The sequence below is a fragment of the Pseudonocardia halophobica genome (assembly GCF_050948485.1).
Classification (GTDB): Bacteria; Actinomycetota; Actinomycetes; order Mycobacteriales; family Pseudonocardiaceae; genus Pseudonocardia; species Pseudonocardia halophobica.
Window position 1 is genome coordinate 4,449,468 of sequence record NZ_CP192046.1, and the last position, 23,900, is coordinate 4,473,367.

General features: G+C 73.7%; 18 protein-coding genes. 7 read left to right on the forward strand and 11 right to left on the reverse strand.

What is annotated here, in order from left to right; all coding sequences use genetic code 11:
- Window positions 1-1,512 carry a hypothetical protein gene (locus ACQP04_RS21105; protein WP_433502278.1) on the reverse strand — a complete coding sequence of 504 codons (1,512 nt, stop codon included), beginning with the start codon at window positions 1,510-1,512 and terminating at the stop codon, window positions 1-3.
- Window positions 1,513-1,607: 95 nt separating this feature from the next.
- Here ACQP04_RS21105 and ACQP04_RS21110 point away from each other — a divergent pair, with 95 nt between their 5' ends.
- Entirely contained in the window at window positions 1,608-1,892 is a 285-nt protein-coding gene (locus ACQP04_RS21110; protein ID WP_037054048.1) for a YggT family protein, read from the forward strand.
- 49 nt (window positions 1,893-1,941) lie between these two features.
- The gene (locus ACQP04_RS21115) at window positions 1,942-2,124 is read left to right on the forward strand and encodes a hypothetical protein (protein ID WP_433502279.1); all 183 of its coding nucleotides are present in this window, start codon (window positions 1,942-1,944) and stop codon (window positions 2,122-2,124) included.
- Window positions 2,125-2,132: 8 nt separating this feature from the next.
- On the opposite strand, the gene ACQP04_RS21120 is transcribed toward ACQP04_RS21115, so the two are convergent.
- Genes ACQP04_RS21120 through sbnA form a run of 7 tightly spaced genes read right to left on the reverse strand, consistent with a single transcriptional unit; the run spans window position 2,133 to window position 14,231 of the window.
- On the reverse strand, window positions 2,133-2,303 hold the full coding sequence (locus ACQP04_RS21120; RefSeq protein ID WP_232872008.1) for a hypothetical protein: 171 nt from the start codon (window positions 2,301-2,303) through the stop codon (window positions 2,133-2,135).
- Window positions 2,287-2,646, reverse strand: a complete 360-nt coding sequence (locus ACQP04_RS21125; protein WP_433502280.1) for a hypothetical protein — start codon at window positions 2,644-2,646, stop codon at window positions 2,287-2,289. Before ACQP04_RS21125 ends, ACQP04_RS21120 begins: the two co-directional genes overlap by 17 nt.
- A gap of 53 nt (window positions 2,647-2,699) precedes the next feature.
- Complete coding sequence (sbnB, locus tag ACQP04_RS21130) at window positions 2,700-3,764, reverse strand: 2,3-diaminopropionate biosynthesis protein SbnB (protein WP_433502281.1); 1,065 nt, start codon at window positions 3,762-3,764, stop codon at window positions 2,700-2,702.
- Window positions 3,761-4,753 carry a TauD/TfdA family dioxygenase gene (locus tag ACQP04_RS21135; protein ID WP_433502282.1) on the reverse strand — a complete coding sequence of 331 codons (993 nt, stop codon included), beginning with the start codon at window positions 4,751-4,753 and terminating at the stop codon, window positions 3,761-3,763. The genes sbnB and ACQP04_RS21135 overlap by 4 nt, the downstream gene beginning before the upstream one ends.
- Window positions 4,754-4,791: 38 nt before the next feature.
- A complete protein-coding gene (locus ACQP04_RS21140) occupies window positions 4,792-8,091 on the reverse strand; it encodes a non-ribosomal peptide synthetase (protein ID WP_433502283.1) in 3,300 nt (1,099 codons plus the stop codon).
- Between the two features lie 10 nt (window positions 8,092-8,101).
- Complete coding sequence (locus ACQP04_RS21145; RefSeq protein WP_433502284.1) at window positions 8,102-13,249, reverse strand: Pls/PosA family non-ribosomal peptide synthetase; 5,148 nt, start codon at window positions 13,247-13,249, stop codon at window positions 8,102-8,104.
- A gap of 4 nt (window positions 13,250-13,253) precedes the next feature.
- Window positions 13,254-14,231: a 2,3-diaminopropionate biosynthesis protein SbnA gene (sbnA, locus tag ACQP04_RS21150; protein WP_433502285.1), complete on the reverse strand. Its 978-nt coding sequence runs from the start codon at window positions 14,229-14,231 to the stop codon at window positions 13,254-13,256.
- Between the two features lie 291 nt (window positions 14,232-14,522).
- Here sbnA and ACQP04_RS21155 point away from each other — a divergent pair, with 291 nt between their 5' ends.
- Both ACQP04_RS21155 and ACQP04_RS21160 read left to right on the forward strand, forming a co-directional pair.
- Window positions 14,523-15,086 (forward strand): hypothetical protein, encoded by a 564-nt coding sequence (locus tag ACQP04_RS21155; protein WP_433502286.1) that lies wholly within the window; start codon window positions 14,523-14,525, stop codon window positions 15,084-15,086.
- Window positions 15,087-15,156: 70 nt separating this feature from the next.
- Window positions 15,157-16,617: an aminotransferase class I/II-fold pyridoxal phosphate-dependent enzyme gene (locus ACQP04_RS21160; RefSeq protein ID WP_433502287.1), complete on the forward strand. Its 1,461-nt coding sequence runs from the start codon at window positions 15,157-15,159 to the stop codon at window positions 16,615-16,617.
- Window positions 16,618-16,665: 48 nt separating this feature from the next.
- Here ACQP04_RS21160 and ACQP04_RS21165 read toward each other — a convergent pair whose 3' ends face one another.
- Window positions 16,666-17,310, reverse strand: coding sequence for a TetR/AcrR family transcriptional regulator (locus ACQP04_RS21165; RefSeq protein WP_433502288.1), 645 nt, complete (start codon window positions 17,308-17,310; stop codon window positions 16,666-16,668).
- Window positions 17,307-18,134 carry an enoyl-CoA hydratase/isomerase family protein gene (locus ACQP04_RS21170; RefSeq protein WP_433502289.1) on the reverse strand — a complete coding sequence of 276 codons (828 nt, stop codon included), beginning with the start codon at window positions 18,132-18,134 and terminating at the stop codon, window positions 17,307-17,309. The genes ACQP04_RS21165 and ACQP04_RS21170 overlap by 4 nt, the downstream gene beginning before the upstream one ends.
- 107 nt (window positions 18,135-18,241) lie before the next feature.
- Here ACQP04_RS21170 and paaZ point away from each other — a divergent pair, with 107 nt between their 5' ends.
- Both paaZ and paaK read left to right on the forward strand, forming a co-directional pair.
- Window positions 18,242-20,272: a phenylacetic acid degradation bifunctional protein PaaZ gene (paaZ, locus tag ACQP04_RS21175; RefSeq protein ID WP_433508411.1), complete on the forward strand. Its 2,031-nt coding sequence runs from the start codon at window positions 18,242-18,244 to the stop codon at window positions 20,270-20,272.
- Window positions 20,269-21,600, forward strand: coding sequence for a phenylacetate--CoA ligase PaaK (gene paaK / locus ACQP04_RS21180; RefSeq protein WP_433502290.1), 1,332 nt, complete (start codon window positions 20,269-20,271; stop codon window positions 21,598-21,600). The genes paaZ and paaK overlap by 4 nt, the downstream gene beginning before the upstream one ends.
- Window positions 21,601-21,652: 52 nt before the next feature.
- Here paaK and ACQP04_RS21185 read toward each other — a convergent pair whose 3' ends face one another.
- Window positions 21,653-22,525 carry a 3-keto-5-aminohexanoate cleavage protein gene (locus ACQP04_RS21185; protein WP_433502291.1) on the reverse strand — a complete coding sequence of 291 codons (873 nt, stop codon included), beginning with the start codon at window positions 22,523-22,525 and terminating at the stop codon, window positions 21,653-21,655.
- Between the two features lie 126 nt (window positions 22,526-22,651).
- On the opposite strand from ACQP04_RS21185, the gene ACQP04_RS21190 reads away from it, so the two are divergent.
- On the forward strand, window positions 22,652-23,878 hold the full coding sequence (locus ACQP04_RS21190; RefSeq protein WP_433502292.1) for an acetyl-CoA C-acetyltransferase: 1,227 nt from the start codon (window positions 22,652-22,654) through the stop codon (window positions 23,876-23,878).
- Window positions 23,879-23,900 lie beyond the last annotated feature (22 nt).

The window sequence follows — 23,900 nt, forward strand, 5'->3', positions numbered from 1 at the left end:
TCACCGCGACACCAGCTCCAGTTCGTCCTCCTCGGCCTCGCGCGGCCCGGCCTCGCCCTCCTCGGGTGCGCCGGCGCGCAGCAGCAGGTCCCGCCCGCGGGCCAGCCGGTGGTCCAGGCGGGCGCCGTCGTCCTCGGCGGCCAGCCCGGCCGCGAGCTCGACCGAGCCGTCCGGCCCCTCCTCGTCCGCCACCGGGTCCGGCGCGAACGCCCACAGCGCCGACAGCAGCACGAGCTCGGCGACCTCGTCCGACTCGCACCCGTCGAGCAGGTCCGACAGCCGGGCCGGTGCCGCGCGGGCGGTGTCGAGCACGCCGCGCGCCGCCTCGACGACGGCCGCGGGGTAGCGCTGGACGTCCTCCTCCGCCGCCGCTTCGACGCCGGCCTCCTCCGCCACCGGCTCGACGGTCTCCCGCTGGCGCGGCGGCACCCAGAGCTGGTCGAGCAGGTCGTCGAACCGGACGAGCCGCGGCACGCTGATCCCGAGCGACCGGTCAGCGAACGCGGTGGTGACCTCCACCGCCTGCTCGCGCGGCAGGTCCAGGGCGGGGCGCAGGACGTCCTCCCCGAGGGCGAGCATCCGCAGCCGGCGGCGCTTCGTCAGTCGCTGCCGGACCTGGGCGGCGAGGAAGACCTCGCGGGCGCCCACCAGCCGTCTCTCCAGGTCGAGGTGCACCTGCCGGACCCGCCCGAGCAGGTCGACGATCCGGCCGGACGCCGCCCGCACGTCCCCGCTCGTCTCGGCGTCGAGCCCGCTCTGCACGTGCTCGAGGAACCGGTCGTCCTCCGCGATCCGCTCCTCCACGTGCCGGCGGGCGATCGCGAGCCGCTCCGGCACGTCGACCAGCCAGTCGTGGCTGCCGACGTCCCGCCGCGTGGCGTCGAGCAGCTCGGACAACGTGGCCGCGATGCCGACGGACGTGCGTTCGGCCTGGGCGGCGGTGCGGACCGCGGCGTCGAAGCGGCGGTCGTCGAGCTGGCGCTGCAGGACGTGGGCGAGGGCGCGGTCGGCGTCCTCCAGGTCCACGTCGAGCCCGTGCAGGAACAACGTGATCGCCTGGTCCGACGCCGTGAGCACCGGCCCGTACTCCGCGTCCCGCAACGACAGCAGCCGGAAGCTGTAGGGCTCGCGCTCCACCCGCTCGCCGGAGAGGTCGGCGAACCAGTAGGTGAAGCGGCGGTGCTCGTGCGCCTCGTTGAGCAGGCCCTTCAGCACCACCTGCGCGACGTCCCGGGCCTGGTGCGCGCGGTCCGGCCGCATCCGGGCGGCCAGCGCTGTGAGGTCGTCCGCCACCTCCTCGAGGGTGGCCTCGCGCGCGAAGCCCATCGACCCGACCACCAGGTCCACGGCGGCCAGGGCGAGCTGGCGGAGATCGAACAGCTCGTCGTCGATCCCGGCGTGGGCGGCGTTGCGCACCAGCCGCGCGATCGGGTCGGTGAGCGCGAGCGCGCGCCACCGCGCCCGGGCGGTCGCGTCCGCCGCGGGCGACACCACGGAGGCGGCGGCCGTCATGGTCACGACCTTAGAAGGGCCTACCGACAGAAAACTCTCAGGCCCCTCTCACCTGGGATCGGGACACTCGGAGAGGAAATGGAAAGGAGACCTCCGTGATCGCCTCCCTCCTCGGGCTGCTGCTGGTGCTGTTCCAGCTGGTCCTGCTCGCGCGGGTGGTCGTCGACTGGATCGGGGTGCTCTCCCCCGGCAGCGGCGGCTCCGCCCTCTACCAGGCCCGTCGCGTGACCCACGGCATCACCGAGCCCGTGATCGCGCCGGTCCGTCGCGTGGTCAGGCCGGTGAACCTCGGCGGGATCAGCCTCGACCTGGCCTTCATCATCGTCTTCGTCGGCGTGCTGATCCTCCGCACCGCGATCGTCCCGCTCATCCCGTTCTGATCGCGCCGGGCGCCCCGCATACCCCACCCCCACCCGGGTAGGCGGGGTCATGACCGACCCTCAGAACCCCGAGACCAGCAGGGCCGAGGACGAGCCGGCGCTGCCCGACGACCCCGTGGACCAGGACGCCGAGCCGACGATGACGGCGCCGGCCGAGAACCGGCCGGATGGGGGCACGCAGGATCCCCGCGGTGACAGCCCGGACGTGGCGGACGCCGACGGCGAGGGGTGACCCCGGGCTCAGCCCGTCTGCGGCGAGTCCTCCCCCGGCAGCAGTACGCGGGCGAGCCGGCGGATGCGTTCGGGGGTGACCCGGCCCTGCACGGAGTCCCGCACGACCCGGAAGCGGGCCGCCCGGACCTGCCGCGCGGTCACCTCGGTGACCACGGGCTCGTCAGCCTGGTCGCTCATCGTCGTCCTCCGTGTCGAGCACGAACCTCTCGCGGGCCGCACCCGGTGGTTCCGGCGGCGCGAAGGCCCGGTCGAGCTCGTCCAGGATAGCGTCGACCCGCTTCGCGTACCGCCGGTTGAAGGCGTACCAGTGCCCCGCGATCCGCCGCTCCTCCAGCATGTGGCGGGCGGCCTCCGGCGCGACCTTCCCCTCGACGACCCAGTCGTACACCTGGCTGCACCAGCCGAGCAGCGCGGTGTCCTCCTCGCGGCGCCGCTTGCCCTCGCCGACCAGCAGGTTCGCCACGGCGCCGAGCAGCGCGCCGAGGAGCCCGCCCAGGAAGCTCATCCACGTCGCAGCCATCGACGCGGACGCTAGCGGGCGCCACCGACGAAACCGCCCCCGCACCGCCGGGGCTACCCGTGTCGCTTCAACTCGTGGAAGAACCCGTCGACGACCTGCAGCTCCCCCGCCCGCACGATCTGGTCGTACACGTACTTCCCGACAGCCAGGTCGAGCACGCCCAGCCCGAACGGCGAGAAGATCACGGTGCCCTCGGCCGGCACCGACGCGCGCCCGGACAGGACGTCGTCGAGCGTCCCGGCCAGGAAGTCCCGGTGCCCGAGCCGCTGCTCCACCAGGTGCGGCGACGTGTCCGCCTTGAGGCAGTGCTCGACGTCGTCGACGTAGTTGGTCGCCTCCAGCAGGATCTCCGGCGCGAGGTCGCGCAGCGAGACGTGCAGGACCAGCGGCCCGTGGTCGAACCACGAGACGTCCGTGACGTGCGGGGTGCCGGCGATCGTCGCGAAGACCACCAGGTCGCTGCCTCGGATCAGCTCTTCGGGGGTGTCGTACAGCGTGACCCGCCCCGGCGTGCCCGTGCGTTCGAGGTGCCCGCGGAAGCCGGCGGCGCTGTCCGCCGACAGGTCGAACACGCCGATCTCCTCGAACTCCCAGCCGGTGCCCGCGAGGAAGGTCTGGATGTACCGCGCGATCAGGCCCGTACCGAAGAAGCCGACGCGGGTCGGCCGCTTGCGACCCTCGCTCAGCCGGTCCGCCGCGAGCGCCGCCGAGGAGGCGGTGCGGGTGGCGCTGATGATCGAGCTCTCCATGCAGGCGAAGGGGTAGCCGGTGTCGTGGTCGTTGAGGATCAGCACGGCGGAGGCGCGCGGGATCCCGGCCTGGACGTTGCCGGGGAAGCTGGAGATCCACTTCAGCCCGTCGACCGGGGTCTGCCCGCCGAGCGAGGCCGGCAGCGCGATGATCCGGGAGGTCGGCCGGTCCGGGAACCGCAGGAAGTACGACGGCGGGTTCACCGTGTCCCCCGCCCCGTGCAGCCGGTAGGTGGCCTCGACGAGATCGGTGATCTCCCGCTCGCGTCCCGCCAGCGCCCCTTGGACCTGCGATCCCGACACGACGGCGAACGGCGGCACCGTGAGTTCGGCGCCCGAGGGCGCCGCGGCGGGGTCGACGGCGGTCACTGCGCACCGCCCTGCGGGGCGCAGTCGGCGAGCTTGACCGAGTCGGCGAGCCCGACGAGCACCTGCCGGTCGCCCTGGTAGGCCTCGCGGCTGTGCGCGCACCGGACGTTGTCGACGAGCAGCAGGTCACCGGCCTGCCACGGCTCGCGCAGCGTGTGGGCGGTGTAGACGTCGTTGATCAGCGCGATGACCTCGGGGCCGATCGGGTCGCCGTTGCCGAACCTCGTGGTGAACGGCAGGCCGTCGGACCCGTAGGTGTCGACGAGGAACTCGCGGACGTCCGGGTCGAGCGTGAACTCGTTGAGGAAGGCGATCTGGTTGAACCAGCACCGCGCCCCGCTGACCGGATGCCGGACGACGGCGAGCCGGCGCTGCCGGGTCTTGAGGCCGCCGTCGGCGGTCCACTCGAAGTCGATCGCGTTGCCGCGGCAGTAGGCCTCGACGGCGGCGCGGTCGTCCGTGCCGAAGGCGTCCGGCCACGAGGCGCCGATCTCGTCGTTGTACGTGCGGGTGAGCATCCAGCCCTCGCGCTCGAAGCGGGCGACGAGGTCGGCGGGCAGCGCCTCGAGCACCGCGGAGGCGTCGGAGACCGTGGTGGCGCCGCCGGACGCGGGCGGGTTGAGGCAGGCGAACAGCATGAGGCCCGGGAACTCGAGCGTGTAGCTCAGCTCGTGGTGCATGCACATCTGCTGGTTGGCGGGCCACGAGGTCGACGAGTGCACGCCGTCGCCGAAGTGCTGGCGCGGGGCGAAGGCCTCGCGCTCGCCGAGCAGGGTGTTCGTGAGCCCGCGGAAGACGGCCGCGGTGGCCGCCCAGTCCTGCAGGCCGAGGCCGCGCACGAACAGGTGCCCGTACTGCGTCACCAGGTTCCGGACGGTGTCCCGGTTCTGGGCGGCCCACGCGGCGGGCCCCTGCGGCGCGGTGGTGGTGAGGACGACGGGCCCACCGGGTCGCTGGGTGAGGTCCAGTGCGGGTGCGGGCTGGGTCATGTCTTGTCCTTCCGAGGGTGTGCGACTCGTGGGTCCGGTCAGGAAGAGGCGGCGCGGACCGCGTCGAGTACGACGACCGCCGCGTCGTGGGGCCGGCTCCGGAGGAAGTGGTGCCCGCCCCCGTCCAGCTCTCGGGTCTGCACCTCCCCCGCCAGGAGCTCCCAGTCCCGGCGCCGGGACTCGTCCGCCGTGCTCGGGTCGTCCGCGGCCCGGACCACCGCGACGGGCGGGGTGACCTTGATCCCGGACGTGGCGGCGTCGGCCAGGTAGCGGTGCGCCTCGATGCAGTCGTGGCGGTACGCCGCCGCGACCCGCTGGGCCCCCTCCGGGTCGAGCTGGGCCAGCTCCGGGTACAGGCCGGTCTCGCGCAGCCGGTCGACCAGCGCGGCGTCCGACCGGCCGGACAGCTCGACGATCCCGTTCCGCCGGGTCATCGGGTCGCCGAGCTGCTGCGAGGACAGGACGACCAGCTCGACGCGCACGCCCCGCTCGTCCAGCGCCCGGGCCGCGGCGACGGCGTACGCCGTGCCCGAGGAGTGCCCCCACAGGAGCACACGGGTGAGGTTCTTCGCGGCGATCTCGGCGACGACGCGGTCGACGATCTCGCCGAGCGGCACGAACTTCTCCGTGGTGGACGGGTCGTGGCCGGGCGGCTCGACGCCGTACACGGTGAGGCCGGACAGCGCGCCGAGCTCGGTGGCCACCGGCCGGAAGTTGACGGCGTTGCCGCCGGCGGGCGGGAAGCAGATCAGCGCCCGGCCCGGGTCGGCCCCGGTGACCAGCGGCTGCAGCAGCTCCGCCGGGGCGGCGGCGACGGCCGGGTCGGCCGGCTGGGCGGGTGCGTCGAGCAGGGTGGCGAGGTCGGCGAGCACCGGGTTGCGGGTGATGTCCTTGAGCGACACCGCCCGGTCCAGCGCGACCGCGAGCTTCACCGCGGACAGCGACGAGCCGCCGCGGTCGAAGAAGTGGTCGTGCCGGCTGATCTCCGCCTCCGGGACCCCGAGGATCTGGGCGAACGCGGCGGCCAGCCGCTGCTCGGCGGGGGTCGCCGGAGCCTCGTGGTCGGCGGCGGCCGCGGGCTCCTGGCCCAGCTCGGCGGCGAGCGCGGTCAGCGCCTTCTTGTCGATCTTGCCATTGGCGGTCAGCGGCAACGGCTCCCGGCGGTGGAAGGCCGCGGGAACCATGTACACCGGCAGCGTGCGGGCCAGACCGTCCCGCAGCAGGTCGACGGGCAGGTCCTCGGCGGCGGCGTAGAAGGCGACCAGCTGCGCACCGGCACCCGGCCGCTCGGCCACGACGACGGCGCCGTCGCGCACCCCGGGGATGCCCAGCAGCGCGTTCTCGATCTCGCCGATCTCGATGCGGAAGCCCCGGATCTTGACCTGGCTGTCCCGGCGGCCGAGGAACTCGAGCTTGCCCTCGGGCGTCCAGCGGCCGTAGTCGCCGCCGCGGTAGAGCCGCTCCCCCGGCACGTGCGGGTCGGTCAGGTAGACCGCGCGCGTGCGATCCGGGTCGTTGACGTACCCGCGGCCCACGCAGACCCCGGCGAAGCAGATCAGGCCGGGCGCGCCGAGCGGGACCGGCTCGAGGTTCTCGTCGGTCACGTACACCCGCACGTTCCGCACCGCGGGGCCGAGCAGGACCTTGGCCGGCGCGGACCGCATGACCTCGTGGTTGGTGTCGTCGGAGGTCTCGGTCAGGCCGTAGGCGTTGACCAGCGACACGCCCTGCACCTGCCCGAAGAAGCGCTGGGCGAGCTCGGTCTTCAGGGCCTCGCCGGTCGCCGAGACGCACCGCAGGTCGGGCAGCGCGCGGCCGGTGCGCTCCAGGTAGGACAGCACGACCTCGAGGTAGGACGGCACGACCTGCATGACCGCGACCCGCTCGCCGACGACGGTGTCGACGAACCGCTCGACGTCGAGGATCGAGTCCTGATCCACCACGACGGTCCGGCCGCCGACCAGCAGTGCCGACACCAGCTGCCAGAGCGAGATGTCGAAGCACTGCGGGGCGATCTCGGCGACGACCGCGCCCTCGGCGATCTCCAGGTCCTCGATCTTGGCGAGCAGGTGGTTGAGCATCCCGGCGTGCTCGCACATCGCGCCCTTGGGCTCGCCGGTGGAGCCGGAGGTGAAGTAGACGTACGCGGCCTGGTCGGGGCCGACCTCGATGCCGAGGTCGGAGCCGTCGGGCTCCTCCGCGAGCGCGGTGGCCAGCGTGAGCACGCGGACCTCGGGCATCGCGTCGAGGGCGCGGTCGAGGGTCTCCGTGCTGCCCGGCTCGGTGACGACCAGGACCGCGTCGCCGCGGGTCAGCGTCTTGCGGATGCGCTCGGCCGGGAAGTGCGGCTCGATCGGCAGGTACACCCCGCCCGCCTTGAACACGGCGAGCACGGCGGCCATCCAGTCGAGGTTGCGCTCCATGACCACGCCCACGACGCCCTCGCGCTCCAGCCCGCGGGCCCGCAGCGCGCGGGCGAGGCGGTTGGCGCGGTCGTTCAGCTCGGCGTAGGTCCAGCGCACGTCGCCCTGGACGGCGGCGACGGCGTCGGGGTGGCGGCGGACGCGCTCCTCGACCAGCTCGTGGAAGCGCCGGTCGGGCAGCGGGCGGATCGGACCGGCGAGCCCCTCGAGCTGGAAGGCGCGCTCGGAGTCGGAGAGCAGCGTCGACGCCGTGTGGTCGGCGTCGGGATCGGCGGTGAGTTGGGCGAGCGCGGCGAGGTGGTACCCCGCGATCCGGGACCCGGCGGCGGCGTCGAGGACGTCCGTGCGGTGCCGTAGCTGCAGGTGCCCGTCGCGGACGCCGACCGTGAGCACGACGTCCCCCGTGGGCTCCGGTGCCGGTCCGGCGGGGTCGACCACGGTCTCGAACACCGGACCGGACACGCCGAGCTCGGCGCGCAGCCCGTCGACCGGGAAGTCCTGGTGGGTGTGCAGCTCGGCGGCGGTCCGCCCGGCGGCCTCGACCAGGGTGCGCCACGGGCCGGGCACCACGGGCAGGCGCAACGGCAGCGGCCCGGCCGGCGTCACCAGTCCGGCGACGGTCTCGGCCTCGCCGGACACCGCGGCCAGCACCCTCGCGTGGGCGGCGACGAGCGCGGCCTCGGTCACCGGGCCGGGCAACGGCACCTCGACCAGCTCGACGCCCGGGCGCGGCTCGAGGGTCCAGCGCGGGACCGTGGTGTGGCCGCCCGCCGTGAGCGCGGCGGTCCACCAGACGCGGGCCGCGCTGCCGGGGGCGCAGGTCGGAGCGGCGGTCGGCGAGGTCATCAGGCTCTCCGGGGTCAGGACGGGCGTGGTCGGGGGGAACGGCCGCAGCGGGCCGGACGGTGTGGTCATCGGGGGGCTCCTAGCGGGCCGTGAGCAGGGCGGCGGTCCAGTCGGACGCGCCCCGGTCGGTCGGGGACGGGAGGGCGGGCGGGGCCGGCGCGGGCGGGTCGGCCAGCTCGTGGGCCGGGTTGCCGCCCCACCGGGCGCCCGCCGGGATCTCCTCGCCCTTCATGACGAAGGAGTCGGGGGCGATCTCCGCGGCGTCGCCGACGGTGACGCCGTAGTGGACGAAGGCGCCGAGGCCGAGGGTCACGCCCGCACCGAGCGTGGTGCGGTCGGACTTGAAGGCGCCGTCCTCCTGCGAGTGGCACTGGATGGTGGTGCCGAAGTTGAGCGTGCAGTCGTCGCCGATGGCGGTCAGCGTGCGCTCGGTGAGGCCGATGCCGTCGTCGAACACCCGGCGGCCCACCCGGACCCCGAGCATCCGCGCGACGAGGTTCTTGTACGGCGTGCCGCCGAGCAGCTTCTCCATCGGCGGGACCACGAGCTTCCAGAAGCGCTCGTGGCGCCAGAAGGCCTTGTCGTAGATCGAGCAGGACTTCGGGCGGAGCCGGCGGAAGCCGACGATCAGCCGCTCCCACAGCACGAACCAGACGATCGTGAACAGCAGGCTCGCCACCACTTCCAGCCCGAACGCCACCGCGCCGAAGTCCTGGAAGTGGTCCAGCGCCAGCAGGCCGAGCAGCAGCAGGCCGAGGACGTGCCCCCAGCGCACCAGCAGCGCGAGGCCGATGGTGACGAGGTTGTGCAGGTTCTTGCGGCGCAGCCGGCGGCGGCGCTCCCGCATGTCGATCTCCAGCACCCGGTCCCGCTGCACGGTGCGGGGGATCTCGAAGGCGGGCGAGCCGAGCAGGCCCACCCCCTGGCGGACCGGACCGTCGACCGGCACCGCGACCTTGGTGGCGAGCAGGCAGTCGTCGCCGATGCGCCCGCCGATCGGGTAGGCGATGGCGTTGCCGAGGAAGCTGTTGCGGCCGATGGCGACCCGCGCGGTGCGGAACGAGGTGTTGGAGAAGTCGGCGTTGTTCACCGAGAGTCCGTCGGCGACGACGGTGCCGCGGCCCACCGAGGTGAGGAACGGCGTCTCCTGGGCGATGGCCGAGCCGAAGTTCGAGCCGGTCTGCTCGACCTTGCCGAGGTCGTACCCCAGCAGGTACAGGTAGCCGACGATGAACGAGCTGTCCCCGAACAGGTAGACGAAGGTCTTCACGTTCGTGAGCCGGGTGACGGTGCGGTGCAGCGAGTACCGCCACCCGTGCATCGGGTACACGCGGTCCGGCCGGACGAACAGGGCCACCAGCCGCGGGACGGTGAGCACGATCAGCAGCCCGACGGCCAGGCCGCCGAAGACGATGATCGCCGACTCGGCCAGGGCCTCCAGGTAGAACGCCGAGGTGGTGTACCCGAGGACGCCGGGCTGGAGCAGCTCCTTGAACCGCGGCACGGCGTTCACCACGATGTACAGCCCGCCGAAGCCCAGCGGCAGGTAGATCGCGAACAGCTTGACCAGCTGGCTCGTCACGTAGCTGACCTTGCGCAGCGCCCGGATCCGAAGGGGCGGGACGGCGCGGAAGTCGGTGTCCGTGGGGACGGCCGGCGAGCCGTGCCAGCTCTGCCCCGCCGGGACGCTCTGCCCGCGGTGCAGCGAGGACGCGTGCCCCAGCTGCGCGCCGTCGCCCATCGCGGTGCCGATGTCCAGCACGCTCTTGTCGCCGACGACGACGTCCTGGCCCAGCGTGACCCGTCCGGTCTGGATCTTGCCCGCGTGCGCGCGGTAGCCCGGCATCAGGGCGTCCTTGCGGATGACCGTGCCCGAGCCGATCGTCACCAGGTCGGTGCAGACCGGCAGGTTCCGGGTGAGGATCACGACGTCCCTGCCGACCTTCGCCCCGAGGGCGCGCAGGTAGAGCGTGTAGATCGGCGAGCCGACCATCAGCAGGGCGATCGGGTTGCCGCGCACGAGCGTCTTCACGAGCCAGAACCGGAAGTACCGCAGGCTCCAGACCGGGAACTCCTTCTCCTTCCAGCGCCCGACCAGCACCCACTTCGCGACGACCGGCAGCAGGCACAGCGCCAGGAACGCGCCCGCCCCGGCCTCGACCGACCGGATGTAGGTCTCGAGCACGGTCGTGCTCGTGGAGATCCACCTGTAGGCCCGGTCCATGACGACGCCGGCGGCGGTCGCGTAGAGCGCGAACACCAGCAGCTGCAGGAACCCGGTGACGTAGTAGCCGAACGTGCTGTGCCGCACCGGGACGACCGGCGCGGGCGCGGCCTGCACCGGGGCCGGGGCGGCTGTGCTCGGCGCGGCCGCGGCGGCCATGCCGGCGATCGTCGGGTTGGCGTAGACGTCCCGGATCGAGATGGACGGCAGGTCCTCCCGCTTGCGCAACCGGGCGCAGAACCGGGTCATCACCATCGAGTCGGCGCCCAGGTCGTCGAACACGTTGCGATCCGTCGGCACGCGGTCGACCCCGAGCACCTCGGCCAGCACCTGGGCCAGCCCGTGGACGACGTCGTCGCCGGCCGCGCCCACGGGGACGACCGGGGCGGCGACGGGCATCGACGGCGCGAAGGCGGTCGCGAGCCCGGCGATCGTCGGGTGGGCGTAGACGTCCTTGATCGAGATCGACGGCAGGTCGGCCCGCTTGCGCAACCGGGCGCAGAACCGGGTCATCACCATCGAGTCGGCGCCGAGGTCGTCGAAGACGTTGCGGTCGGTCGGGACGTGCTCCACCGCCAGCACCTCGGCCAGCACGCTCGCCAGCGACGAGGCGAGACCCGCGGAGGACGGGGCCTTGGCCGGGGCGGGCGCCGGGGCGGCCGGGGCGGGTGCCAGTGCGGCCGGGGTGGGCGCCGGGGCCGCCGGCGCGACCGGCAGCGGGGCCGGGGTCGGCGGCACGACCGGCCGCGGGGCCGGAGCGGGACGGGCCGGGGCCGAGGTCCGCGGGAAGGGTGTCGGCGTCATGGGAGCCGAGGTGCGCGGGAACGGCGTCGGCCGCGTCGACCGCGGGAACGGCGAGGGCGCCGGGGGCCGCGGGGCCTGCGTCGGAGCGGACGCCGCCGGACGCGGGGCCGGGCTCGGCGCCCGGTTCGGCGCGGGGCTCGGGGCGGGGCCGGTCTGCCGAGGGAAGGGCGTGGGCCGCACCGGTGCCGGGGCGCTCGCCCGCGGGTAGGGCGTGGGCCGCCGGGTCGCCGGCTTCTCCGGAGCCGGGGCCGGCGCCGTCGAGCCGATGATCTGGTCGAACGTCAGGATGCCCGGCTGCGACTCCGGCCGGGGCGCCGGGGCAGGGGTCGCCGCCGGAACCGGAGCCGGAGGCGTCGCCCCGATGATCTGGTCGAGCGTGAGGTTCCCCGACGCGGCCGGCGCGGGAGGCGCGGGAGGCGCGACCGGCGCCGGAAGCACGGCCGGCGCAGAAGGCACGGGCGGGACGGGAGGCGCGGCGTCGACCGGCGTCACCGGCGGCCGCAACTGCTCCAGCTGCTCGTGCAGCCGCGCGTTCTCGGCGCGCAGCCGCGTCATCTCACCCCCGCTGAGCGGCAGCGCCTCACGGTCCACCCGCCCGTCGGCGGTCAGCGGCAGCGAGTCGAGCCGCTCCAGGCGGGCCGGCACGTGGTCCGTCGCCAGCCGCTCGCGCAGCCACGACCCGATCTCCCGCTCGGTGACCGCCGGACTGTCGGCGCGCAGCGTGTAGAAGCCGACCAGCTCGGTGACACCGGGCTCGGGCTCGTGCGGCGCGACCGCCGCCGACGCCACCCCGGGCACCGCCAGCATCACCGACTCGATCGCGGTGAGGTCGACGCGCTCGCCGTGCACCAGCACCTGCAGCGTCCGGCGGCCGCGGTACTCGATCTCGCCGGCGTCGTCGACGCGGCCGAGGTCGCCGGTCCGGTAGATCCGCCCCGAGGGGTTGCCGGGGATGCCGAGGAAGTCGTCGACGAAGGCGTCGCTCGCGGGATCGGGGAAGCCGCAGGCGAGGCCGAGCCCGGCCACGCCGATCTCGCCGGTCTCGCCGTGCCGCAACGCCCGCGCAGGCACCTCGGGGTCGAGGACGACGGTCGCGAAGGTCGGCAGCGGAACGCCGATCGTCATCGGCTTGTCGGGGTGCGCGTCCGTCCAGGTCGCCGCCACGGTCGCGCCCGGCGGCACGTACGCGACGAGGAAGCGGCGGGCCGGCCGGTGCCAGCGCGCGACCAGGCTCTGGGGGCAGGCCTCCCCCGAGACCAGCAGGAACCGCAGCTGGGGCAGGTCCGCCTCCAGCGTGGCCAGCACGGCCGGGGTGGTGCACAGCGCGGTGACCCGGCGCTCGGCCAGGACGGCGTGCAGGACGTCGCCGACGAGGCGCGGGCCGTCGGGTGCGGGCACCAGGGTGGCGCCTGCCGCCCAGGCCATCCAGACCTCCTCGATGCCGCCTCCGGAGAACAGGGCCCGGCCCTGGTAGAGGCGGTGCCCGCGAACACCGAAGGTCTCGGACGAGACCCGGACGGCGTTGCACATGCTGCGGTGGTCGATCTCCACGCGCTCGGACCAGCCGGCGGGGCCGGGTACGTGCACGACGTACGCGGGCCGGTCGACGGGTTCGCCGCGCTCGGCGGGCTGCAGCCGCTGCGGGCTCATCTCGGCGATCAGGGCGGCCGCGTCGTCGACGGTCAGGATCTCGGCGCCCGCGGGCAGCGACCCGACGACGGCGACGCGTCCGCGCAGGTGCGAGCGGGTGAGCACGAGCCGGACCTCGGCGTCGGCCACGAGGAAGCCGAGCCGCTCGGTCGGGGCGTCGGGGTCCAGCGGCACGCAGGTGGCGCCGATCTTGAGGACCGCGAGGAGGGCGACGTAGGTCTCGACCCGGACGTCGAACAGCAGGGCGACCCGGTCACCGGGGCGGGCGCCGTGCAGGCGCAGGTAGCGGGCGAGACGGTTGGCGCGGGCGTCGAGCTCGTCGTAGGTCAGCGAGGCCCCGGGGCCGTCGACGGCGAGCTGGCCGGCACGGCCGTACTCCCGGATCCAGTCGCACCGTTCCTCGAACACGGAGTCCAGGCGCTCGTGGCGACGGACCCGCCAGCCCTGCGCCTCGTGCCGGTCGACGAGGACCAGCTCCGAGAGCGGGGCGGGCGGGCCCGCGGGGGCCTCCGCCGGGGCGGACCCCGGGGTGGGCGGCAGCAGTGCCATCTTCTCAGGCCACCAGGCTCTCGTCGGCCGGCTCGGCGAGCACGTCCTCGCCGAAGTTGTCCCGGACCCACTCGGTTCGGTACAGCGTCTCCAGGTAGCGTTCGCCCAGATCGGGGGCGAGCGTTACCGACGTGAGGTGCCCGGCCGAGTTCTGGTCCAGCCAGGCCTTCGCGCCGCTGACCACCGTGCCCGTAGATCCGCCGAAGAGAAAGCCCTTTCTCGCGATCCGGTGACACATGGCGACCGCGTCGGCCTCCTCGACGAACACCACGTCGTCGATGTAGGACCGGTCGAAGATCTCCGGCACGACGCTCGTGCCCAGGCCGGGGATCAGCCGGCGCCCGGAGGGCTGCCCGAAGGTCACCGAGCCGACGGCGTCGACGGCCACGATGTGCACGTCCGGGCGGTACTGGCGGAACCAGCGGGCGCAGCCCATCAGCGTGCCGGTGGTGCCGGCGCCGACGAACAGGACGTCGAGCTGCGGGAACTCCTCGGCGATGGCCGGCGCGGTGGTGCGGAAGTGCGCCTTCCAGCTGTTCGGGTTGCTGTACTGGTTCAGGCAGTGGGCGCGCGGGTCGGCCGCGAGGACGGCCCGCACGTACGCCTGGCGCGCACCGAGGAAGCCCTCGGGGCCCGCCTCGCGGATCACGCGGACGTCCGTGCCCATGGCCTCCATCAGCTGGATGGTGGCGGCGTTGCAGCGGATGTCGGTGACGCAGATGAAGCGGTAGCCCTTGTTGGCGGCGATGATGCTCAGCGCCACGCCCAGGTTGCCGGACGACGACTCGACGAGCGTCGAGCCGGGCCCGATCTCCCCCGCACGCTCGGCAGCCTCGACCATGGAGGCGGCGGCCTTGAGCTTCACGGAGCCGGCGAAGTTGAAGCCCTCGCACTTCAGGTACAGCTCGTGTCCGACGATCGAGCGGAGGTCGACGAACAGTCGCTCCTCGGTGAATTCCTGCGGACCGGTCACGATCGGCATTGCTGTCTCCCCCCATCGAGCAGCCTCGGTGCTGCTGCGTTCCCCCGGTTCGTCGGCCGCCGTTGGTGCGGTTCGACGGGAACGAGAATGCTCTGGGGAGAGCCCTGGGACATTGGGGCAGATACCCGAGGTGACGGAGTGATCCCCCTGACCCCACCGGGGGTTTACCCCCGGTCCTCCGGGGGCCCCCTCCCTCGCCGCGCGGGCCCCGACCCCGACCCTTCTCGGCAGCCCGCCGAAGCGGGTGCGTCACCAGCGCCCGCCGGAGCGGGCCCGTCGGGGGAGGACACCGTGTCCGGAGGGAACGTCGCAGGAGCACCGGAGCCGCCGAGCCGCATGCAGCTGGGCCTGGCCACCGGGGTGCCCTTCGGCCTGTTCTGGGGCGTGCTCGTGGCGCTGCAGGGCGGCCCGGACGCCGACGCCGGACCCGCCGGCTACGCGATCCTGGCGGCGGCGTCGATCGTGGCCGGTGCGCCGTTCGGCCTGATCATGGCGCTGGTCCTCGGTCACCTCCAGCACCGGGCGGCGCGCCGGACCGGGGTGGCCGGGGTGGTCGCGCAGCGCACCGTGCGGGCCGCGGTGTCCGGGCCGGAGGTGCTCGCTCGCGTCCGCGAGGCCGCCGCGCTGCTGCCCGGTGGCCGGCTCACGGCCGTCGACGCCGGCCGCGCCCTGCTGCGGACCGGCGTGACCTGGCGCAGCTGGGGCGAGCGGGTCGAGGTCGAGGTGCACCCGCAGGGCCCGGCGGCCCGGGTCGTGCTGCGCAGCCGCCCGCTGGTCCCGTTCACGCTCGTCGACCAGGGCCGCAACGCCGAGAACGTGGCGCGGCTGGCCGACTGGGTGGCGGGCCTGCCCTGAGCCCCCGTTTCGCCCCCGTCGTGTCCGGGTAGGACCTGACGCCCGCACGACAGGACGGAGGTCGACGCCCGTGGACCACACGCAGGCACCGGTGCTGGAGGCGCTCGAGGCCTACCACCGCGAGCACCACACCCCGTTCACCCCGCCCGGCCACAAGCAGGGCCGCGGCGCCGATCCGCGGGTGCGGGCGGTCCTGGGCGAGGACGTCTTCCGCGCCGACGTCCTCGCCTCCAGCGGGCTCGACGACCGGGCCTCGTCCTCCGGGATCATCGCCCGGGCGCAGGAGCTCATGGCCGACGCCGTCGGCGCCGAGAACGCCTTCTTCTCCACCTGCGGGAGCTCGTTGTCGGTGAAGAGCGCGATGCTCGCCGTGGCCGGCCGGCACGGGCGGCTGCTCGTGGGCCGGGACGCGCACAAGTCCGTGATCTCCGGGCTGGTGCTCTCGGGCCTGCAGCCGGTCTGGGTGTCCCCCCGCTACGACCGCGACCAGCACCTCGCCCACCCGCCCTCGCCCGCCGACGTCGAGCGGGCCCTCGACCGGGACTCGGCCGTCGCCGGGGTGCTGATCACGAGCCCGACGCCCTACGGCACCTGCGCCGACATCTCCGCGATCGCCGAGCTGTGCCACGCGCGCGGGCTGCCGCTGCTCGTCGACGAGGCCTGGGGCGCGCACCTGCCCTTCCACGAGCGGCTGCCGACCTGGGCCATGGACGCGGGCGCGGACCTCTGCGTGGTCAGCATCCACAAGATGGGCGCCGGGCTGGAGCAGGGCTCGGTGTTCCACCAGCAGGGCGACCTGATCGACCCGACGTTCCTGGCCGCCTGCGCCGACATGCTCTCGACGACCAGCCCCAGCATCCTGCTGTGGGCCGGGATGGACGGCTGGCGGCGGCAGATGGTGGAGCACGGCCACGAGCTGCTCGGCCGGGCGCTCTACCTGGCCGCCGACGTCCGCCAGCAGGTCGACGCGATCCCCGGGCTGACCCCGCTGCGGGACCAGCTCCTCGGCGCGGAGGCCTCGCACGAGCTCGACGAGCTGAAGGTGCTGATCGACCTGTCGGAGCTCGGGATCAGCGGCTACCAGGCCGCCGACTGGCTGCGCGGGCACCGCGCGGTCGACGTCGGGCTGTCCGACCACCGCCGGATCGAGGCCCAGCTGAGCCTGGCCGACGACGCGCAGACGGCCGGGATCCTGCTCGAGGCCCTCTCGGCCATGGCGAAGGCGGCCGACGGGTTCGACACTCCGCCGCCCGTCGACCTGCCGGGCAGGTCCGCCCTCGAGACCGACGCCGAGATGATCCCGCGGGACGCCTTCTTCGCGCCCTTCGAGGACGTGCCGCTGCGGGAGGCCGAGGGGCGGGTCTGCGCCGAGCAGGTCACCCCGTACCCGCCGGGCATCCCGGTGCTGCTGCCCGGCGAGCGCGTGACCGGGGAGATCCTCGACTACCTCGCCACGGGCCTGCGGGCGGGGATGGTGCTGCCCGACCCGGCGGATCCGAAGCTGGAGACCGTGCGGGTCGTGGCCCGCTGAGCACCGGTACGCGGCACCGAATGTTCGTTCGCCCGGTCGTGGAGGGCCTCAGGCGGGCGGGATGATCCCCTCGGAGACGATGCGGACGACCTCGCCCGGCAGCGACTCGGACCCGGGCCGCCCCGGCCGGTACCACTCGATGATCGAGTTGACCGTGCCCGAGAGCAGCCGGGCGGCGAGCGAGGGCTCCACCCCGGCGCGGACCTCGCCGTCGGCCACGGCGTCGGCGACCAGCGAGGCGATCGTGGCGTCGAACGCCCGGCGCCGGGCCAGGGCCCACCGCTCGGTCTCGGTGTTGCCCCGCACCCGCAGCAGCAGGGTGACGTAGGGCAGCTCGGAGGTGAGCACCTCGACCTGGCGGAAGATGATGTGCCGCAGCCGGTCCAGGGCCGCGCCCTCCTGCGCCGCGGGCTCCTCGAGGATGCCGAACAGGCCGTCGAGCGCGCGGTTCAGCGCGGCCCGCAGCAGCTCCTCCTTGCCGCTGACGTGGTGGTAGAAGGAGGACTTCGTGATCCCCGCGGCCCGCGAGAGGTCCTCCATCGAGGTCGCGTCGTAGCCGCGGGCGTTGAACTCCTGCACGGCCACGGCGAGCAGCGACGACGCGTCGTACACCGGCCGGCGCGCACCGGCGGCACCCCGGGCGCGGCGGGTGCGCGCGGGCGGGGCGGGCGGCTCGGACGGCGCGGCGGTCATCGGCCCTCGAACGCGGGCTTGCGCTTCTCCAGGAACGCCTCGACGGCCTCGCGGTGGTCGCGGGTCACGCCGAGCCGCGCCTGCCCCTCGCCCTCGTTGGCCAGGACCGTGTCGAGCGAGGAGACGGCGCCGATCGCGACCGCCTTCTTGATCTCGGCGTAGGCGAGCGTGGGCCCGGCCGCGAGCCGGCGCGCCAGCTCCAGCCCGGTGCCGAGCACCTCCTCCGCCGGCACCACGGCCCTGACGAGCCCCGACGCCAGCGCCTGCTGGGCGTCGAAGGACTCGCCGAGCAGCAGCAGCTCGGTGGCCCGGGCGGCGCCCAACGAGTGCACGAGGCTGGCGGACAGCCCGGAGTCCGCGGTGAGCCCGATGGCGGAGAACGCCGTGGCGAAGGTGGCGGTGTCGGCGGCGACGCGCAGGTCGCAGGCCAGGGCGAAGCCGAGGCCGGCACCGACGGCGCCGCCGTTGAGCGCGCAGACGACCGGCTTCGGCATCGTCGCGATCGCCCGAACGATCGGGTTGTAGTGCTTCTCGACCGTGTCGAAGGAGGTCGCGGCGTTGCCCCGCAGGGACTCGACGTGCTCGCCGAGGTCCTGGCCGACGCAGAACGACTTGCCGGTCCCGGTCAGCAGGACGGCACGGACGGCGCCGTCGGCCGCCACCCGCTCCAGCGCCTCGAGCAGCGCCTCCTTGACCTCGACCGTGAGCGCGTTGCGCTTCGCCGGACGGTTGAGCGTGACGATCGCGACGGCCGGGTCCTCGTCGTCCGCGGTGACGAGGACCGCCGGGCCGTCGGGTTCGGCCGCACCACTGTTCGTCTGCACGCGGTCATGCTAGCGTCTCCCGGCAACCGAACGATCGTTCGCCGCGAGATCGGGTGAGCGACGGCGGACACACCGGCTTCCCGACGACGAGGAGACCGCCCGTGAGCATCCCGGTCCTGCGCAGCTATGTCTGCGGTGACTGGTACACCGCGTCCGATTCCGGGCGTCCGTTGTTCGATGCGGTGACCGGGGAGGTGATCGCCCGGGTCTCGTCCACCGGCGTCGACTTCGCCGCCGTGCTGCGGTACGGGCGTGAGGTCGGTGGGCCGGGGCTGCGGGAGTTGACCTTCCACCAGCGGGCCGGGCTGCTCAAGGCGCTGGGGCAGCATCTGCGCTCGCACCGCGAGGAGCTCTATGCGGTCTCCGCGCGGACCGGGGCGACGTTGGGGGATGCGAAGTTCGACGTCGACGGCGGGATCGGGGTGCTGCTGGCCTACGCCTCGAAGGCCAAGCGCGAACTGCCGAACGACACCGTCTACCTCGACGGGGCGGTGGAGCCGCTCGGGCGCGGCGGCACGTTCGTCGGCCAGCACCTGTGTGTCCCGCTGCGCGGGGTCGCGGTGCAGGTCAACGCGTTCAACTTCCCGGTGTGGGGGCCGCTGGAGAAGTTCGCGCCCGCGTTCCTCGCCGGCGTCCCGAGCCTGATCAAGCCGGCGTCGCCGACCGCGTTTGTGACCGCGAAGCTGGTCGAGCTGATCGTCGGCTCCGGGCTGCTGCCCGCCGGGGCGCTGCAGTTCGTGGCCGGCGCGCTGGGCGACACCTTCGACCACCTCACCGGCCAGGACCTGGTCTCGTTCACCGGGTCGGCGTCCACGGCGCAGACCCTGCGCAGCCACCCCACGCTGGTGCGCAACTGCGTGCGGTTCACCGCCGAGGCCGACTCGCTGAACTTCTCCGCCCTCGGCCCGCACGCCACCGACACCGAGGTCGAGCTGTTCGTCAAGGCCCTGGTCGCCGAGATGACCGTGAAGGCCGGGCAGAAGTGCACCGCCATCCGCCGCGCCTTCGTCCCCGCCGAGCGGGTCGACGCCGTCGTCGAGGCCGTCTCCGCCCGGCTGGCCACGACCGTGGTCGGCAACCCGGCAAGCGAGGGTGTCCGGATGGGGGCGCTCGCCTCGCTGGATCAGCGCGAGGAGGTCCGCCGCAGCGTCAAGGCGCTGGCCGACGCCGGGCGGATCGTGTTCGGCGACCCGGAGCAGGTCGAGGTGGTCGACGCGGACCCGGACCGGGGCGCGTTCGTCTCGCCGATCCTGCTGGTCGGTGACCCGGAGCGGGCCGAGCCGCACCAGGTCGAGGCCTTCGGCCCGGTCTGCACCATCCTCCCCTACCACACCACCGCACAGCTGATCGACTACGCCGCCCGCGGGCAGGGCAGCCTCGCCGGCTCCCTGGTCAGCGCCGACCCCGGGTTCGTCCGCGAGGTGGTGCTGGGCACCGCCGCGTTCCACGGGCGGCTGCTGGTGCTCAACGAGGCCGACGCCCAGGAGTCCACCGGGCACGGCTCCCCGCTGCCCCAGCTGGTGCACGGCGGGCCCGGCCGGGCCGGCGGCGGGGAGGAGATGGGCGGCCTCCGCGGGGTGCTGCACCACATGCAGCGCACCGCCATCCAGGCCGACCCGGACACCCTGGCCGCGATCACCGGCCGCTGGGTCCCCGGGGCGCAACGGCACCAGACCGAGCGGCACCCCTTCCGGCTGCACCTCGAAGAACTGCGCCCCGGCGACACCATCGTGGCCGGGCCGCGGCGGGTCACCCAGGCCGACGTCGAGCACTTCGCCGAGTTCACCGGCGACACCTTCTACGCCCACACCGACGCGCAGGCCGCCGCGGCGAACCCGCTGTTCGGTGAGCGCGTCGCGCACGGCTACCTGATCGTCTCCCTCGCCGCCGGGCTGTTCGTCGACCCCGACCCCGGCCCGGTACTGGCCAACTTCGGGGTGGACAACCTGCGCTTCCTCACCCCGGTCAAGTTCGACGACGAACTCACCGTCACCCTGACCTGCAAACAACTCACCCCGCGCGAGTCCGCCGGCTACGGCGAGGTCCGCTGGGACGCCGACGTCACCCGCCAGGACGGCGAATCCGTCGCCCGCTACGACGTCCTCACCCTCGTCGCGAAGAAGGAGCCCGACCAGTGACCAGCCCGACCGCGGCGCGCCGGCTGGGCGAGGCGCCGGACCCGCAGACCCTCGACGCGGCCGAGCGCCTGTCGACGGACGAGCTGCGCACGCTGCAGCTCGAGCGGCTGCGGTGGACGCTGCGGCACGCCTACGACAACGTGCCGCACTACCGCCGCTCCTTCGACGCCGCGGGCGTGCACCCGGACGACTGCCGCGACCTCGCGGACATCGCGAAGTTCCCCACCACCACCAAGGCCGACCTGCGCGAGAACTACCCGTTCGGGATGTTCGCCGTGCCACAGGCCGAGGTCCGCCGCATCCACGCCTCCTCGGGCACCACCGGCCGACCCACCGTCGTCGGCTACACCGAGCGCGACATCGACACCTGGGCCGGCCTGATCGCCCGCTCCATCCGTGCCGCCGGCGGCCGGCCCGGGCACAAGGTGCACAACGCCTACGGCTACGGCCTGTTCACCGGCGGGCTGGGCGCCCACTACGGCATCGAGAAACTCGGCGCCACCGCCATCCCGATCTCCGGCGGGATGACCCCGCGGCAGATCCAGCTGATCGGCGACTTCGCCCCCGACGTCATCATGGTCACCCCGTCCTACATGCTCACCCTGCTCGACGAGTTCGACCGCCAGGGCATCGACCCCCGCTCCACCTCGCTCACGGTCGGCATCTTCGGCGCCGAACCGTGGACCGAACAGATGCGCGCCGAGATCGAAGACCGCATGGACATGCACGCCGTGGACATCTACGGCCTCTCCGAGGTCATGGGCCCCGGCGTGGCCCAGGAATGCGTGGAGACCAAGGACGGGCTGCACATCTGGGAAGACCACTTCCTGCCCGAGGTCCTCGACCCCCTCGACGGCACCGTGCTCGCCGACGGCCAGGAGGGCGAACTCGTGTTCACCTCGCTCACCAAGCAGGCCCTGCCGATCATCCGCTACCGCACCCGCGACCTCACCCGGCTGCTACCCGGCACCGCACGCCCGTCCATGCGGCGCATGCAGAAGATCACCGGCCGCTCCGACGACATGATCATCCTGCGCGGGGTCAACCTGTTCCCCACCCAGATCGAGGAAATCGTCCTGCGCACCCCGGGATTCGCCCCGCACTTCCAGCTCGAACTCACCACCAAGGGCCGCATGGACGCCCTCACCGTCCGGGTCGAAGCCCGCGCGGACGCCACGGCCGAGCGCCGGGCCGAGGCCGCGGCCGAGCTGGTCCGAGCGGTCAAGGACACCATCGGCGTCTCGGTGACCTGCGACGTCGTCGACCCCGACACCCTCGAACGCTCGGTCGGCAAGCTCCAGCGGCTCCGCGACCTGCGCGCGACGTAGCAGGTCACCCCTGGTCGTGAGCGGCAACTGCCCCTCCAGGGGTAGTTGCCGCTCACCGGGTGAGGAGGGCGTGGGTCTCGGTACTCGTCGCGGAGCGGGTGCCGAGGCGGTCCAGGAGCGCGAGCAGCTCCTCCACCAGCTCGGTGTTCGACGGCCGGCGGTCGCCGGTGTGGTCCTCCAGGCCCACGCGGACGTGCCCGCCCCGCCGGATCGCGAGCTCCGCCAGCCCGCACTCCACGACGTCGCCGCCGAGGACCGCGACCGACCAGGGCAGGCCGGTGGGTTCCAGCAGCTCGAGGTAGGCGTCGAGCGCGGTCGGCGTCGGCGGCAGGCCGAACTGCAGGTCGCCCCCGAAGTACAGCTTCACGATCCCGCCCGCCGGGAGCCGCCCGGCGCGCTGCAGCGTCACGACGGTCCGCAGGAACCCCGGCTCGAAGATCGAGAAGCTGGGCAGCGCACCCAGCTCCCGGGTCCGCGCGCACATGTACTCCGTGTCGGCGATCGAGTTCTGGTAGGGCTCGGCCGCCGCAGGCGTGGGACAGCGGCCCGCGGCCGTCAGCCCCACGTTCACCGAGCCCGGGTCGATCAGCGTCATCCCGCCCAGGCCGGCCAGCTCGGCGACGTGCGCCCACCGCCGCTCGACCGGGATGCCGCGCGCCCCGGCCGCCATCGTCGGGTAGAGCAGCAGGTCCGGGTACCGCTCCCGCACCGGCCGCCAGGCCGCGCGGTAGGGGCCGGCCGCGTGCACGCCGTCGGCCGTGAACATCGGCTCGTCGTTGTGGTTGTGCAGGATCGTGGCGCCGAGCCGCGCGCAGGCCAGGGCGTCGGCGGTGATCTCGGCCGGGGTGCGCGGCACGTGCGGGTTGACGCTGCGCGGGGTGGCCCCGTTCACGGCGACCTCGACGATCACGGGTGGGCGGTCCATGCCCGTACCCTCGCCGCCCGCGCGCGCCCGGACAACCCGTGTGATTCCCTACCGCCTGGTAACCCCGGCGTCGCGCAGGGGTGCACACTCGAACCCAGCACCAGCCCTCCAGCGAAGGAGACACCCGTGCCCGAGGCAGTGATCGTCGCGGCGGCCCGCTCCCCCATCGGCCGCGCGCGCAAGGGCTCGCTCAAGGACATGCGCCCCGACGACCTGACCGTCCAGATGGTCCGCGCCGCGCTGGACCAGGTGCCCGCGCTCGACCCGACCGAGATCGACGACCTGATGCTCGGCTGCGGCCTGCCCGGCGGCGAGCAGGGCAACAACCTGGGCCGCATCGTGTCCGTGCTGCTCGGCCTCGACACCGTGCCGGGCACGACCATCACGCGGTACTGCTCGTCGTCGGTGCAGACCACCCGCATGGCGCTGCATGCGATCAAGGCGGGCGAGGGCGACGTGTTCGTCTCCGCCGGCGTCGAGACCGTGTCCCGCTTCGAGAGGGGCAGCTCGGACTCCTGGCCGGACACGCACAACCCGCTGTTCGCCGACGCCGAGGCCCGCACGGTCGCCACCGCCGAGTCCGGCACCGACACCTGGACCGACCCGCGCGCGGACGGCCGGCTGCCGGACGTCTACATCGCCATGGGCCAGACCGCGGAGAACCTCGCCCGCGCCAAGGGCGTCAGCCGCGAGGACATGGACCGCTTCGGCGTCCGCTCGCAGAACCTGGCCGAGGAGTCGATCAGGAACGGCTTCTTCGCCCACGAGATCGCCCCCGTCACGCTGCCCGACGGCTCGAAAGTCGACACCGACGACGGTCCGCGCGCCGGGGTGACCTACGAGGCGGTGTCCCAGCTCAAGCCGGTGTTCCGGCCCGACGGGTTCGTCACCGCGGGCAACTGCTGCCCGCTCAACGACGGCGCCGCGGCCCTGATCGTCATGTCCGACACGAAGGCCCGGGACCTCGGCATCACCCCGCTGGCCCGGATCATCTCCACCGGGGTCACCGGCCTCTCCCCCGAGATCATGGGGCTGGGCCCGGTCGAGGCGTCCAGGCAGGCCCTCGCCCGCGCCGGCATGACCATCGACGACGTGGACCTCGTCGAGATCAACGAGGCCTTCGCCGCGCAGGTCATCCCGTCGGCCCGCGACCTCGGCATCGACCCGTTCGGCGACAAGCTCAACGTGCACGGCGGCGCCATCGCCGTCGGCCACCCGTTCGGCATGACCGGCGCCCGGATCACCGCCACCCTGCTCAACGGCCTGCGCGCGAAGGACAAGAGCATCGGCCTGGAGACCATGTGCGTCGGCGGCGGGCAGGGCATGGCCGTGATCTACGAGCGGCTCGGCTGACTCTGCGCTGAACAGTCGTTAA